The organism is Paenibacillus sp. 37, assembly GCF_008386395.1.
GTDB classification, from domain to species: Bacteria; Bacillota; Bacilli; order Paenibacillales; family Paenibacillaceae; genus Paenibacillus; species Paenibacillus amylolyticus_B.
The window spans coordinates 3,733,852-3,748,145 of the sequence record NZ_CP043761.1 but is presented as its reverse complement, the minus strand read 5'-3'; the positions used below and the strand labels follow the sequence as shown (position 1 = coordinate 3,748,145).

The 14,294-nt window shown below is 43.0% G+C and carries 11 protein-coding genes and 1 riboswitch; of the genes, 1 reads left to right on the top strand and 10 read right to left on the bottom strand.

Annotated elements, in window-relative coordinates; all coding sequences use genetic code 11:
- Window positions 1-11 precede the first annotated feature (11 nt).
- The 4 genes from F0220_RS16045 to F0220_RS16030 all read right to left on the bottom strand — a co-directional run bounded on the left by F0220_RS16045 (window position 12) and on the right by F0220_RS16030 (window position 6,372).
- Window positions 12-3,815 (bottom strand): GH32 C-terminal domain-containing protein, encoded by a 3,804-nt coding sequence (locus F0220_RS16045; protein WP_105598867.1) that lies wholly within the window; start codon window positions 3,813-3,815, stop codon window positions 12-14.
- A gap of 772 nt (window positions 3,816-4,587) precedes the next feature.
- Window positions 4,588-5,481 (bottom strand): alpha/beta fold hydrolase, encoded by an 894-nt coding sequence (locus tag F0220_RS16040; RefSeq protein WP_105598866.1) that lies wholly within the window; start codon window positions 5,479-5,481, stop codon window positions 4,588-4,590.
- A gap of 39 nt (window positions 5,482-5,520) precedes the next feature.
- Window positions 5,521-5,703 carry a hypothetical protein gene (locus F0220_RS16035; protein ID WP_223199700.1) on the bottom strand — a complete coding sequence of 61 codons (183 nt, stop codon included), beginning with the start codon at window positions 5,701-5,703 and terminating at the stop codon, window positions 5,521-5,523.
- Window positions 5,704-5,760: 57 nt separating this feature from the next.
- Window positions 5,761-6,372, bottom strand: coding sequence for a DUF2239 family protein (locus tag F0220_RS16030; protein ID WP_091020991.1), 612 nt, complete (start codon window positions 6,370-6,372; stop codon window positions 5,761-5,763).
- Window positions 6,373-6,514: 142 nt separating this feature from the next.
- Between F0220_RS16030 and F0220_RS33415 the strand changes: the two genes are divergently transcribed.
- Window positions 6,515-6,697 carry an IS3 family transposase gene (locus F0220_RS33415; protein ID WP_105599147.1) on the top strand — a complete coding sequence of 61 codons (183 nt, stop codon included), beginning with the start codon at window positions 6,515-6,517 and terminating at the stop codon, window positions 6,695-6,697.
- A gap of 238 nt (window positions 6,698-6,935) precedes the next feature.
- On the opposite strand, the gene F0220_RS16020 is transcribed toward F0220_RS33415, so the two are convergent.
- The 6 genes from F0220_RS16020 to F0220_RS16000 all read right to left on the bottom strand — a co-directional run bounded on the left by F0220_RS16020 (window position 6,936) and on the right by F0220_RS16000 (window position 14,262).
- Complete coding sequence (locus tag F0220_RS16020) at window positions 6,936-7,694, bottom strand: CPBP family intramembrane glutamic endopeptidase (protein WP_181155428.1); 759 nt, start codon at window positions 7,692-7,694, stop codon at window positions 6,936-6,938.
- A 629-nt stretch (window positions 7,695-8,323) separates the two neighbouring features.
- Window positions 8,324-8,470 carry a hypothetical protein gene (locus tag F0220_RS32510; RefSeq protein ID WP_165789879.1) on the bottom strand — a complete coding sequence of 49 codons (147 nt, stop codon included), beginning with the start codon at window positions 8,468-8,470 and terminating at the stop codon, window positions 8,324-8,326.
- 201 nt (window positions 8,471-8,671) lie between these two features.
- The gene (locus F0220_RS16015) at window positions 8,672-9,754 is read right to left on the bottom strand and encodes a nucleotidyltransferase domain-containing protein (RefSeq protein WP_149846698.1); all 1,083 of its coding nucleotides are present in this window, start codon (window positions 9,752-9,754) and stop codon (window positions 8,672-8,674) included.
- Between the two features lie 156 nt (window positions 9,755-9,910).
- Window positions 9,911-10,177: a CD3324 family protein gene (locus F0220_RS16010; protein WP_091020988.1), complete on the bottom strand. Its 267-nt coding sequence runs from the start codon at window positions 10,175-10,177 to the stop codon at window positions 9,911-9,913.
- Between the two features lie 332 nt (window positions 10,178-10,509).
- Window positions 10,510-11,172 carry a thiaminase II gene (tenA, locus tag F0220_RS16005; RefSeq protein WP_091020987.1) on the bottom strand — a complete coding sequence of 221 codons (663 nt, stop codon included), beginning with the start codon at window positions 11,170-11,172 and terminating at the stop codon, window positions 10,510-10,512.
- A gap of 112 nt (window positions 11,173-11,284) precedes the next feature.
- Window positions 11,285-11,382, bottom strand: a riboswitch (TPP riboswitch).
- 207 nt (window positions 11,383-11,589) lie between these two features.
- Window positions 11,590-14,262 carry an endo-1,4-beta-xylanase gene (locus F0220_RS16000; RefSeq protein ID WP_149846697.1) on the bottom strand — a complete coding sequence of 891 codons (2,673 nt, stop codon included), beginning with the start codon at window positions 14,260-14,262 and terminating at the stop codon, window positions 11,590-11,592.
- Window positions 14,263-14,294 lie beyond the last annotated feature (32 nt).

Sequence of the window (14,294 nt, the reverse complement as noted above, 5' to 3'; positions counted from 1 at the left end):
ATAAATTTTAATTACTTCGTTAATATCCATTTTTGTCGATCAAGTGATGGATTCAGTTCATTTAGGAAGAGTTCGGTCCCATCTTCCGATACTTCTAATGCTTTTTGATGATGAGCTGAAGTAATATGAACTGATCCGTCTTTGTTCTCGTGAAGGACCCAACGCTGGTTATTGTACCCTAAGTAATGATACAGCTGAAGTTTGTTTTGCCCTATATCCAGATCAAGCGTCTGACCGCCCGTAGTACGAATCGAATACGAATCTGCTTCGTCGCCTGTCGGAACAAATACCCACTTCTGGACGGAAGCCGCACTTGCATCCTGCAAGGTAACGGGCTCCCCGTTGACAAGGTTCACTGTATAAATGGATTTCTGTGTTACGGTATTTACAAGGCTGGACTTGGTGATGTTTGCAGGTTCATCGTTGCTGACATTGACGTTCTGATAAGATGCGGAGCCGCCAAATACATGGAGTCCAAAGTGGCCTTCTGCAAAAGTACCATCCATGATATCTATGACTTTTTGACTGTCCACGTGAACAACAATATGCGGACCATTCGCTTCTATTTTCACCTTATACGTTTGACCTGGCTGAATGAAAGATGGTACTTTTGCAAGAACCTGCCGTTCTTCAAATCCTCCATTGATTTTATAGAACAGACGGATTGCCTTCATGTTAGGGTCTAGATTCAGATAATAACCACTGCGACCATCTTCGCTAGCCCTGAACAAAATAGAACCTGCCCCTCCTGTTTCACTGAGCATCATGTCTGCTTCATACGTAAAATTCCCAGCCTTCTCTTTGGCAATATAATTCGCATCGCTAAAATATTTACCACGAATCCCATGTTCACTAACTAACCATGAAGCAGCAGACAGATCTTTAGTCCATCCACTGAGGTTTGTCCGGAACTCGCCACCTATGACTTTAACGAGCACACTAGTGGAAGTTTTACCATTCGGAGTAGATACAGTGACTGTGGACTCCCCTTCTTTTTTTGCCTTAATAACTGCGTGTGAGTTGTCTGCCAAGTCTATGGTTATTACTTCGTTATTACTGGAATTCCACTTAAGCGGTTGAACGCCTAAACCTGGTCCGTACTCAACCATCGCCTGCAGTGTATCCGACTCGCCTACCCCCAGTTCCCGAACACTCGTATCCATCTTTATTTGAGCTTTTGAAGGAATATCCTCATTCCAGACAGATTCAAGTTGATGCACTTTCAAGGAAACAACGTTCACATTCCCACCTTTTACGTAAAAACTCATTGCTCTACTAGCAGGATCCGGAAATATAACATCTGAAAAGACGACTTTGCCGTCGTTACCAAAGGCTTCAAGGGAAGACTCATCCACAAGAATACGCATCTTGATCCGATTATTCTCCATTTGCATAGGTGCTTCATGTTTCTTACTGAAAAGGTTAGAAAAATCCGTTTCGCCCGATGCAGTTCGGTCCACAAACATACGACTATCGCTTGCCTTATAACCCACGACCGTCTTCTGATCTGCACCCTCACGAATGTTAAAGCCAAACTCGGTCACTGTGCTGGTTTCAGGGATTTCAATTTCAGCTTCAATTTCGTAAGCACCTGAAATAATACCTTTTAGCAGATTCCCGGAAGAAGGGCTCACCGACTTGTTAGAAGCAGAATACAAAGGTTTACGCAGTGATTCCAATTCTTTGATTGGACTTTGCACCATACGAATTCCATCTTCGGTCGTTACCAATGATACTTCTCTCGGGATGGTTAGTTCACCTTTCCAATTGGACGTTGGGAAAGCGAACGGATAGTCCCAATTCGTCATCCACGCCATCATCACTGTGCGATGATCAGGCATGTTAGCGAAAGACATCGAAGCGTAAAATTCTTTACCAAAATCTGTTCTTAGCACCTTACCCGCCGGATTATCGTTCACGAATTTACCATCAGCTGTTAAATGACCGATAAAATACTCGGCATCTGATCCGCCTGTTTTGGGATTCGCTCCTGTACTGATCATCAGAACCCACTTCTTCTGTGACGTTCCGTCTACCGGAAGCTGGAACAAATCAGGGCATTCCCATACGCCTCCGCGGACGTAATCCCCATATCCCCAATTATCTGTCAATGTCCAGTCAAGTAAATTCGTTGAGGTGTAGAAACGAATATGATCTCCTCCGGACACAACCATAACCCAGCGGTTATTCTCGTCATCACGGATCACTTTCGGATCGCGAAAATCCCAATTCCCAACTTCATTTCCGCTCTTACCTGGGTTCTCGATCACAATCGGGCGCTCCTTCGAATACTCCCAAGTACGGCCTAGGTCTTTACTGTAGGCCAAACCTATACGCTGGTTCCCATTTGGGCTATCCGGATTAAAGGAAGTGTAGTATGCAATAAGGCCCTTGCCTCCTGAATCTCCGAATAAACCAGATGCATTTGTCATATCCGCAACAGCCGACCCAGACCAGACATGTCCGTGATCATTCCAGGGAAGTGCAATCGGAAGCCGTTTCCAGTTCAGCATATCTTTACTTACCGCATGCGCCCATGTTCCCCCATCCTGATGGAAGAGATGATATTCTCCTTCGAAGTAGACAAGTCCATTCGGATCACTCGCTGAACCACGTATTGGTGTGTAGTGATATTGTGGACGATATATCTCATTGTAATATTGGCTCTGTTCTGTCACATAAGTATCCTGAAAGTAAGCCGTTCCCTTTTTTACGACGATTCCAGTACTTCCACTTCTGTAGGTTGAATCTTTCACGTCAATCGCGGCCGTAGTGTACCCGTCCAGGAAGACCTGAATTCGATCTCCCTTTGCCTTGATTTCCACATGATGTTTGGCTCCCATCTGACTCGGATAAGTACGTTGCGAACTTGCAATCACTGTTCCTTTTGTATTCGTCAAACTTACACGGACCTGATCTCCTTCCTTCGTAAGAGTAGCTTCATATCCTTCAGCTCCATCGCTTGAAGATCGAAATGCGAGAGCTGCAATAGAATCAGGACGAAGGGTAATATTCCCTTCATAGACCATATCAGTTGCCTCTTTATTATAGATTTGCTGTGCTTTGCTCTCCTGTTCTACCGTCCCTCTTTTTCCGTTGATATCAGGCTGCCATTTTCCCTTGTTAGAAAGCACCGTACCCAAATTACCTTTCAGATCGCTCACCACGATGTTCGAAAACAAGGCGGATCCATCCCATACATGGAGTCCAAGCTTACCGCTTTGATACGAAATGTCTTGAACATCAATTAATGGTTTATATTGATTGCCCCAATATACTTTTAGCGAGGAACCCACTGCCTTCACTTTGAGATGATAGATTTGCCCCATTTCAACAGAAACTTTACGCTCCTCCTTTAATCTCCCATCTCCATTTCTTGAATCTCTTAACCGAATCAGACCTGCGTCCGGAACGATTTGCAGCATGTACGAGCTAAAGCCATCCTCATTAGATCGAAACAACAATGTTGCATCTGCCTTCGTATCCCTGATCATGACATCAGCTTCATAGATAAAATCATCGGACACTGTCTCTGAGATGGCCATTACATTTTCTTTAGGCTGTGAAGTTAGCAAGATTCCTTCTGAAGTATTCTCTAATCCTCCTTTTCCTTTCAAATGCCAGCCTATCAGATTGGTATTTGATTTGGATGCGCTTTCAAAAATATCAAGCTCCTCCTTTGTCTGTTTATTTGTTTCCTGATCAGCGAGTACAGCACTAGACGCAATTGATTTAGATGTAAAAATACCGTTTGAAGTCAGAGTTAATCCCGTTGCCATCAGAAGACATATTGCGAATTTAGATTTATCGTTCATTCCATACCCTCTTTTCTAATAGAATCGTAAAAGGTGTCTAAAAAATACATTCCTTCTTAACAAAATAATCCACTCGTTTTCATTTGTCAAAGTTTTTTTGGATAAATGAACATTTAGTCATATATTAATATCTATTTAAGTTTACATTTGCACAATTTATGACTGATTATTTGAAAATAACAACTTTTATTTAAGTTGATCTAATCATTTCTTTATTTTTTAAAAACAAAATGATTACAAATGTAAATTAAAGATGGCTGTTGAAAAGCGCTTATTCGGCAGTCAGTGCATCTCCTTGATTTTGAATTCGAATGTTGCAATTAGTAGGGCACGTACAATCAAAAGTTTACATCTAGGTTTCTCTTTAATTTGTTCGACAAAATATCGTTAGTATTATAAACCCAATAAAAGCACAATTTTTTATGTATTAATCCTGCGTTACATTCTCGATTTCATGCTCATCGAATGAATTATTGGATTATGGTCTTGTCCTTGGCTCGGGACAAGAACTTGTACCGCTAAAATAAAAAAGCCGCTATATTAGCGACTTCAATGGAACTATGCTCTTGCCCCACGACATTACTTGGATTTGCACTATTCTTAGACAGCTTGCAAAATTTGTTTCGATATATTCCATGGCACTATTCATAATGATAAGGGTTCATCGCGATAGCTGAAGCGGTAAGTTTTGGTACAGTTCACTGTGTCATCGTAGGAAAACTTCTTTTCGAAAGCTGAAGAACCATTTTAAAAGAATTGAGGGCGCTTACCATCAGCGCCCTCGCCGGGCTGTTCGTACGATTCCATCTACAACCGTTTCAAACAATGGTGCCGGCAGATCATGTCCCATGCCATTAAGTAACATAAATTCTGCACCAGAGATGGATTGAGCCGTATCTTGTCCGCATGCTGGCACAAACATAGGGTCTTCCACCCCGTGGATTACTAAAGATGGAACCTTCACTTTTGCAAGTTGTGGACGACGGTCTCCAGAAACTGCAATAGCTGCAATTTGCCGCCCAATACTCCCCGGATCATAAGCTCGCCGAACCTCTTCTCGAATCATTAAACGATATTCGTTCTCTTCAAATGGATAACCCGTACCCGCAATACGTGTGGCAAAAGCTACACTATGAGCTAAGTACATAGCTTCATCCTTCATCGGGTTTGGTGCTGGCCGAGTCATTAACGCCATTACATCAGGCGATGTTGGTGGAAGTTCGGGATTTCCTGTTGTTGACATGATGGAAGTAAGCGAGAGAACCCGCTCCGGATATCGGCTGGCAACAAGCTGGGCAATTATGCCGCCCATCGAACGTCCAACGACATGTGCATTTTTTATCCCCAGGGCATCTAACAATCCAATTGTATCATCAGACATGTCATCAAGTGTGTATGGAATAACCGGGAGTTGTCCCGACATGAGTGTTTTAGCAAGTGCTTCAAAATCCAATGTGTCGTGATGGCTAAAGTGTGTGGATAAACCCGTGTCCCGATTGTCAAAACGAATTACTCTATATCCCCGGGTCGCCAGCATTTCACAAAATGGAACGGTCCAACGGATCATCTGGGTACCGAGCCCCGCAATCAACAGAATGGTTTCATCCGTTTCGCTGCCATAACTGTCATAGGCGAGTTCTATGCCGTTGGCTCTTAACATATTCATTGTTATGTTCTCCTTACACTTAATTTTATGGTAACTCTGTTATGGGCAATGGTCGAGAATCTTCAATGGCGGCAGTTCGCCGTCCAGTCCCTTCCAAGTAGGATACATGATTTGAAAAGGCCAGGAACGACGCTGTGTTGCTCTGACGAACATGACAAAATCCCAATGTTCAGTTTCGGGACCAGTTTTAGTCGGTTCAATGTAACGAGATGATTCAGTCACGTTACATACCCCACTTTCCTTCTTTATCTGCTGTTGTGAACGTCGTTTAAGTGGTTATTAACTCTCTTCCTGTATGAATGCACCCTTGGCTAAAGTCTTAATATAGTCTCTGATATCGGGTGTCCAATCATCAATTAATCCGTAAAAGTGATCTTTATTCCCGGCATACAGTGCTCTCAAAGCCTCCTCATATTGAGGGAAATCGCCCGCCATTGCAGTCATAAAATGATAACTTGCTTCTTGTGCGGCGCGAACTTTACTTTCGTTCTCTCCCAAGCGGCGAGCTTCATCAACCAGTTTTCGCAGCGTTACGGAGGCTCCTCCGGGTTGAGCTTTAAGCCAGTCCCAATGTCGAGGAAGCAAAGTAACTTCACCGGACACCACTCCCAGCTTAGGACGGCCAACCCTGCGAGAGGGTTGTTCATTTTCTTTCGTATCCGATATATGTCCAGCCTGGCTGTTTAACCGCTCAAGCACCTCAGCTGTTTTTCCACGAAAATCAATATCTAGTGGTTTACCCGTCAAATCGTCAAAAATAAGCAGTTGTACGAACTTACTGTCCTCCAAGGTATCTTTTACGATTCCGACAACGTAATCTAAAGTGCCTTTGGCAAAACAATCTTTCTCTAAAAAAGCAGTACAGCTTATTTGAGCAGGTGAAGCCTCCATGTTATACCTCCTTTTTCTTCCTTGCCCAATAATTATACCCGGGTAAAAAGATAAAATCAATATTACCCGGGTATAATTATTTTGTGTTAAGTTTTAATATTACAAATAGTCTGTGCTGTAAAATCCTAGTCTCGTTCAGCTCATTACAAAAGGCAGCCTGCTGGAGGCGGTATCAAGCCATACAGAAAGCTATTATCTGACGAAGTATGACACCTATGAAGATCTTCACAGCGCGGTTAAGCGGTACGTGCGCTACTATAACAACTACCGTTACACAGAGCGTTTGGGCGGTATGTCACCGAACGAATACCGAAGAGCAGCATAATAAAATGCCTTAGCACGTCATCCGAGCCAAGGCATCTCAATGAAACCATTATTTTGTTTTTTTAACTGTCAACTTGACAGGGAGTAGTTCATAATCGACTGTTTTCTTGGTTTTATTGGACTAACGTTTCCCGTTAGCTCGGTTTTGATATTTTAAAGAAACGTAAATAATTCAATTTCTAAGGTTCGCCCTTTCTCTTCTATCACCAGTAGAAGGATTTTTCTGTACCCAGAGAGTATCATATACGCTGCTTATAGTCAGATTTTTTAGAAAAGATCCAGGTGGCAATCAACATCACACAAGCCACCAATATACCCGACTCACCCGTCCATAGGAAGACATTTTCTCCTTTTGTTGACTCGTCAAATGCATCTTGAATGATGGCATTCCAGGAAGCGTGAAGCAGAATTGCGGGCCAAATGCTGCCTGTGCTCAATCGCAGGTGACTAATTATGAAGTTAAAAGAACTGATGGTAATCAGGAACAGTACAATGGACAAGGCGAGTGACGGTCCCGAATAATAGTTCCCTAGCAGAATGGCCGGAATATGCCACGCTCCCCAGATCAAACCGCTTGTTAAAATGGGTTTAGGCACTCTCGCTTTGATGAGTCTGGTGAGCATGTATCCCCTCCATCCCAACTCTTCTCCCGCGCTGCTGATCACACCGATGGCCGTGCCTACGAACATTTGGTAGATAATAGATAGTACAAGGCTGACAATAAAGACATCTCCTGACTTCACATAGTCCACTAACCCCGTAACCCAGGCGAATCCGTAAGCACATAAACCAATGATAACCGGTAATAGCAACACAAATGGGATGGCCTTTAAGGTTCGTTTTCCTCCGATCCGCAGTGAAATATCCGAAAATCCTTCATGCAGTACTAAACGGGCAAATATGGAGGATAGGCCAGGTGCCCACATGAGCAGCAGACCAAACACGGGTGATACGTTTAAGGCCAGAACATAGCTGATAATCGTTAATGGAATCAGCATAGCGAAAAAAACGAATAACCCTTTCCTTGATGATTGAATCGTGCTTCCGTCCTCGGAGTTCTTTTTTCTGTCTTTTATCATATATGTACTCAATTCATACCACTCCTTTAAGTATATGTATTCCGATTAGGAGTTTAACACTGTGTTAGAATTCGCGAAACAAACCTGAGCCTAGCACCCAATCGAGACTTTAGTCTAGTTAGAATAAGACTGGAGACGGATATAGGGTCACTGATAATAAGGATGGTAAGAACTGAACTAAACGTATACATATCTAAGCGTCAAATGGTATTGGACGAAAACGTATGTTAAGCTGCCCCCTCTTTCTCTCACGCCAAAAACGCTAGTAAATAGCTTGGGTGAGGCATTCCGCAATTGGCTGAATGAGATTCATTGGAAGGCGTTTGGAATACGAAAAAAACGCTGTTTAAGGGGCTTGTTTCAGTACAAGTACGACTGGATTTTCAAAATAGAAAATTTGCACATCAACATCTATCCGCAATCGGTACAAGTTCTTGTCCTTAGCCCAGGACCCGAACATGTACCGATAAAACAAAAAAAGTCGCTAAAATAGCGACTTTAATTGGAATATGTTCTTGTCCCGCTACAGGTTAATTAATGTCTTGCTTTCATTTAATAACTTCAACCTTTTTATCCCCTGCTGACTTCGCTACCTCTAACGTTGTTTTACCTTCAATAGCGACGATCACGCCAGTAGCCAGCATAGAAACGATTAAAGCTGCACTGATGGCTGTCGAAATTTTCTTCTTGACCATAACCATACCTCCGATATCTATTATGTTGTAATAAGCGGCTCAAGAATATGACGAGCCGAGTGTGGCTAGATATTACAATATTTCACTTTTTTTGTCGGGTAATCTACGTGGTGATTGTATTATAAACGTACTGACAATCATTGTAAAAGGATTTTTTCCTTGTGTTCAATTCCCGGACTTATTACTAGCTGGAACGTAAGGTCATTGATTCATATAATGGGCATATAGTTGCTCAAAGGTTGTATAACGTTCGACTTCTCTGCCGACCTTATCATACTCTTCTAGATATTCATCCATCACTTCAAGGAGCTTCTCTTTCATAACTGGTAAATTGCTTGCATCAAAGTATTGCATAAGTTCATATTTCTTGGTGCCTTTCTCCGTGGCCATTTCATCAAGATACTCATGTGCTCCAAAGGCCGAAAGAAAGACGTAGGAAGCATCGTTCGTTGTAACACTGTTCAAAATTTTATTGCGGTAGTTGCACCACAGTTCTTCGTATGTTCCTCCAAGATTATCAAAGGTCGGAACCGGTTTAACAATGAAGTTATCACACATCGTGCTATGTAACCTCGTAACGCTATTCAACATATTAAAAGATGTTTTTCGAATATCTTCAATGGTATGAGCTTCGATGATTGACATGCATAAGGATTCGAGATCATCCGGAACATAACGAAACGAACGTATCTCTTCCAAATATCGCTTGATCCCTCGTTTAATGCACGTGTTATTCATACTCACCAAGGCATTGACTAGATTGTACAGAACCCCAGCAGATGCATATCGCACTGAACCGATATCTTCACCAAGCATCGTATTGCTGTATGCTTGCTTAGCCAGATCGATCCATTTATTTGCCCGATTAAGACACGCTTCTCCTATCGGATTCGCAAGTGCATCAAGAGCTTTTTGCTGGAACTCGTTCAATTTTTCCAAATCCTCAGGCGTTGCATAGTAGAGTATTTTTAGGTCGGTTAGGCTGGATACGTTGGAACTCTCCAAGGTGGATTGCTCTTGTATTCTTGAATCCCATGGCGTGCAATAGATATCATATCCAACGTCATCCAAGATGAAGCAATCGGATATTTCCCATCCCTTTTCTGTATTATTTATGATAACTAAATCAAGATCGCTCTTCTCGTGAAAGTCACCGGTGCTAAATGAACCAGTAAGCCCAATAATGGCGATATCCTCTAGAAAATCTCTTTTTACGCGTTCAATCACCATGTTAATGAGCAGTTCATTTTTGTCCAGCAGCTTCTTCTTTATGATTTCGTTCATTCGTTACACCTCTTTGTATGATCCGGCCGTCCTTCATCACAACAACCTTAACTTGAGTCTATCGATTTAGAGGTGCGGTTACTATGTATAAGTTGATTTAAGTCATCTTTGCACAAAATCCGCTAAACCGTCGAAATGACGAGATAGCGGATTTCATTAGTTCTTTGTATAGACTATTTTCTTTATGCTTTCGCAGGACAAGAAATACCGACCCGCCAACTCCTCTATCCTGACTCCATTGCAGAATAAGGATTTGATCTCAGCGTTTCGAGCAGAGACCCTACTCTTGCTCTCTGTTTTCTCGCCCCATTTTAGGTGCGCCTCTTTGGGTTTTGGGATATAAACCAATTCCCCTTGAACGTATTCTTGAATGATCCGTAACAATTCTTCCGGAAAAATAGACTCGGCTTTTGAATATTTCATGGGCCTCACTCCTTATTTAATAGATCAATAAGGTGCAAAGCCAGTTAGTAGAATATTACGATTCGTCGTTGGCAATGTGATTATTCCCGGGCTCTATGCAAAGCATTGCCATATCCTTCACTGGCTTTGCATAGAGCCGTGCATGTAAGAACCCTACCCCGATTGTTTTCAATAGCCTCACCTCCATAGAAAATAGATAGTTGCTATTTGCTTATTATATCAGGGCTTGTTGTTGAAATGTTTAATCATCTCTTTTTGGGCTGACACGTTCTGATTATTCGCTGTACTCATCTTGATTAGCTGCTCTCTAATTGAATTAACTAACATTGAACTCAAGGCTCCAGCCCCCATGACATCTCCCAAAAATCAAGCTCAAAACGACTGCACATCACGAAAATATCCTCCATCCGTTGGTACGTTCCCTCGCTACAGCCTTCTAATAGTTTATCCGTTAACGTCACAAGGGATTGATTGCTGTTGTTGTATTCAGAGGAAGCATATCCTGTGATCCACTCTCCGTAAAAAGGATGCTCAGCTGCACCTGGTTTTTGAGCAAGGACTTGACCAATCTCTGCATAACTCCATGAGCAGGCCAGAATGGATACAAGTACTTCTGCTATGCCACCCGCATGGGAAACAGAGAGCATATAGTTAGTGTAAGCTGCATTTTTCAGTGCAGGTTTTACCTGAAAAACATGATCCTCTGTAATTCCTAATCGCTCCATATAAGAACGATGAATTTTCATTTCGCCATTCAAGATGTTATCTACGTTTTTACTAAAAAACTGCATCAATTTGGGATCGTGCGACTTGACGATACCTAGTGCAAATACACGGGCATAATCATACAGGTACAAGTAGTCTTGCAGCAAATAATAACGAAATTGTTCGACCGGTAAGGAACCATCTCCGATTCCTTTAACAAAGGGATGCTCGAGACATTCCTTCCACACGGGCTGTGCTGCCTGATACAGTCTCTCTGAAATAGTCAACATATGTTCCTCCAATTCATAATGTACGTATTTAAAAACAAAAAAACGAAACATCCTATGGATGTTTCGCAGACAAATACACTAAAACAAGGGGGTTCGCATGAGCTACCCAAGTCAGCGTTTCATCGTTGCATCCCTACGTTGGCATTATCCAAATCAGGTAAGGTCGGTTTAACACCCTCTCAGCCGGTTAAGGCTCCCTCGCAAACGGTTGTATGTAGTTGATAACTTTCTTATCCCCATAAAAGAGAAAATAACATCCATTTAGTATATCAAGGGCTGTTAAATATAGTCAAGGCAGATTGTATCGCCCCTTATCACCCTTCGGTGACTTATGTAAACGATGAAAACCATCACAACAATGGTTGAGTTTTAGCCACTGTTATGATGGTTTCTATTCTTGCAATTACTGCCGATGGTTTAATGCCCGAGTTTGTTCTTTCCAACAAAAGTGATTATTCCGTACTGGGAAGTGTTTCTCCAGCTCTCATTGGTCATATCATTCCACTTGGCTACGTTCTGCTTACCTCCGCCCTGGTTGTCATTAATTTGAAGCTCGAAACCGAGAACATTTCCTGCTTTGGGTGTCAGTGAATGTAATTGGATTCTGGCTTCTACGAGATATCCTTGATTTGTTTTCTTCACAGCACTTACAAGGCGTCCGGGTGAGGCCCCCCCTGCAAAGGTTCCCACATTGTCTGCACTGATTCTGAACTGGGCATCATCATATTGAAAATACGGTGTGCGCTGGTGATTCTCGTCCAGGAAAATCTCAACCGAATCCTGATCCCATGGGTTAATGCTGTCTGTAATGATGTTTGGATCAGTGACGTCGATCAGCAGGTATAGATACTCACCTGACCACATTGCGCGAGCCACTGCCTCTGCACCTTCGCTCTGGTTCAACCGTTTTACTTCAAATGGTACAGCCTTATTCCATAGGGCGTCTTTCTTCCCATCAATCTGAACAATCCCTTGCACAGCTTGTGCTGATTTGGGCATAGGAGCAAGTTGAATCACGCCGTATTTGCTTGTATCTTGCTCCTGTGATTGTGTTCGATCATTCCAGTACAGTGGATTATAAGGTTGTGTCCCACTTGCACCGCCATCAGTCACACGGATATCCAAGCCGGCTTCATATTCTGATCCGACTTGGATACCACCCCATGGAATGGACAATTCAACCTGATATCCGGCTTTTGTCTCACGTACACGATATGAACGTTGCTCCGCGCCCTCAGCTTTACCCGACCGCTTAATGATTACGTGTCGGTCATCTGCTTCATATGAGGTGGTCTTGCCATTATTGAGATCAACAAAGAGTTCTACTCTGTCATTCACGTCTGCCTTCGCATCCTGAACATCCACAAGGATATATAGGTTACTTTGATCCCATAAGGTGCGGAAACTAGCTGATCCTGAAGAATCACCCTTCAGTGGAGTAGACACCGCTTTGTTCCAGAGCGGATCTTGTGACTGTTTTTTGATATCCGGTTTACCCGAAAGTGAGACGGCTCTCTGTGTCAACACAGGCAAGCTGGATTCATCCACGAGTCCCCAGTATGCTTTTTTGGCCTTCAGGGCTGAATCAAACAGCATAGCCTGGTTGTTGTAAGACTTCTCATCTTGGAGTCCCCATAAGGTAACTGAAGAAATGTGATCTTTGTGTTTTTTGTACAAATCCAACAGTTCCTTATATCGATACGCCTGCTTTACCGCAACTTCATCGGACATCTCTTCACCAAATGGAATTCCGCTATCCACATCCAGTTCCGTGATCTGAATATCCAATCCAAGTTCGGCGAACATGTTGATCGTTTTTTCAATTTCCTTGATGGGCGGGGATTCCAGGTTATAGTGGGATTGCAAACCCACACCATCAATGAGCCCTTTCTCTTTCAGTCGTTTGACCAACCGATACATATGCTCTCTTTTCTCAGGGATTTCCGTGAAGTATTCGTTGTAGTATAATTTGGCATCCGGATCGGCTGCACGGGCGAATTCATAGGTTTTCTCAATGTAATCCGGACCGATTAGTTCATAAAAGGGACTTTTACGTAAACCGTTGGCATCACCATTGCTATCCGCAATCGCCTCGTTTACCACATCCCAGGCATAGATCTTACCTTTGTATCGGGTCATGACGGTTTCAACGTAATCCTGAATCCGGGCAAGTATTAATTCTCGACTCGCAGGGTTACCCTGAGGATCCTTGAACATCCACTCTGCAGCATCAATATGCCACAACAACGCATGTGCGCGTACGCCCATACCATGTTCCTCGGCGAACTGAACATATTGATCGGCTGCCTCGAACTCATAAACACCTTCGGAAGGAGACATGTACTTCGGTTTCATCTCATAGGTTGCGGTCAAGCTGTTAAAGTGTTTTGTGAGCAGTTGACCATATGCGCCTTCCAACTGCCAGCGATACACCGCTGCACCAATGGGGAAATCATCTTGATACAGGTCCTCCAGAGACTGAATCCCTTCTTCGATCTCCAGTTGCTCGGCCAGAGTAAATGATACATCATCCACATAGAACGATAACGTATCTACGCTATCTTCAGAGATGTAGGGTGTTTCGATGAACAAATTCAATTCAGTGGGATCATCGCTATACTGAAATTTTCCGGTGATCTTGTGCCATGTATTCCATTCTGTTTTGGCAATCTTCACGCTGCCGATCGGGTTCCAGCTTTCGGCAGTTGTTTTTTTATATGTGGTGAGCTGTAGTGTTTGATCCGTGGTGGGCTCCTGGGTAAGTCTTACATATGCCGCAATTTCGTACTCTTGGTTACGCTTAAGCAGATCCTTCATCGATAACATCGGTCCATGATAGGAACGCTCACGGTTGGCGACCAGCATACTGGACTGACCTTCGTGTGCTTCCTGTTGTGTCACTGTCAGCCTTTCGTTACCTGTACGTGGAGTCCATCCCTGAAGTGTACCGTCTTCAAAGTTTGTGCTCAAATGACCTCCCTCCACTTCCGTAACTGCCTTGGCTGCATGTGAGACATTCGAAAATGGAAGCATGGCGAGTACCAGCACAAGAACCAAGGCTGTTATATTCCATCGACCTAACCGTTTCATACAATTCCTCCTCTAGATTTGATCTAATTATT

What these genes read in the sequence shown, in the direction of transcription:
- F0220_RS16000 (WP_149846697.1), bottom strand. Translation starts at nt 14,262, where the DNA reads ATGAAACGGTTAGGTCGATGGAATATAACAGCCTTGGTTCTTGTGCTG.
- F0220_RS16020 (WP_181155428.1), bottom strand. Translation starts at nt 7,694, where the DNA reads ATGCTGATTCCATTAACGATTATCAGCTATGTTCTGGCCTTAAACGTA.
- F0220_RS16010 (WP_091020988.1), bottom strand. Translation starts at nt 10,177, where the DNA reads ATGAAATATTCAAAAGCCGAGTCTATTTTTCCGGAAGAATTGTTACGG.
- F0220_RS16030 (WP_091020991.1), bottom strand. Translation starts at nt 6,372, where the DNA reads ATGGAGGCTTCACCTGCTCAAATAAGCTGTACTGCTTTTTTAGAGAAA.
- F0220_RS16040 (WP_105598866.1), bottom strand. Translation starts at nt 5,481, where the DNA reads ATGAATATGTTAAGAGCCAACGGCATAGAACTCGCCTATGACAGTTAT.
- F0220_RS32510 (WP_165789879.1), bottom strand. Translation starts at nt 8,470, where the DNA reads ATGGTCAAGAAGAAAATTTCGACAGCCATCAGTGCAGCTTTAATCGTT.
- tenA (WP_091020987.1), bottom strand. Translation starts at nt 11,172, where the DNA reads ATGTTGACTATTTCAGAGAGACTGTATCAGGCAGCACAGCCCGTGTGG.
- F0220_RS16015 (WP_149846698.1), bottom strand. Translation starts at nt 9,754, where the DNA reads ATGAACGAAATCATAAAGAAGAAGCTGCTGGACAAAAATGAACTGCTC.
- F0220_RS16045 (WP_105598867.1), bottom strand. Translation starts at nt 3,815, where the DNA reads ATGAACGATAAATCTAAATTCGCAATATGTCTTCTGATGGCAACGGGA.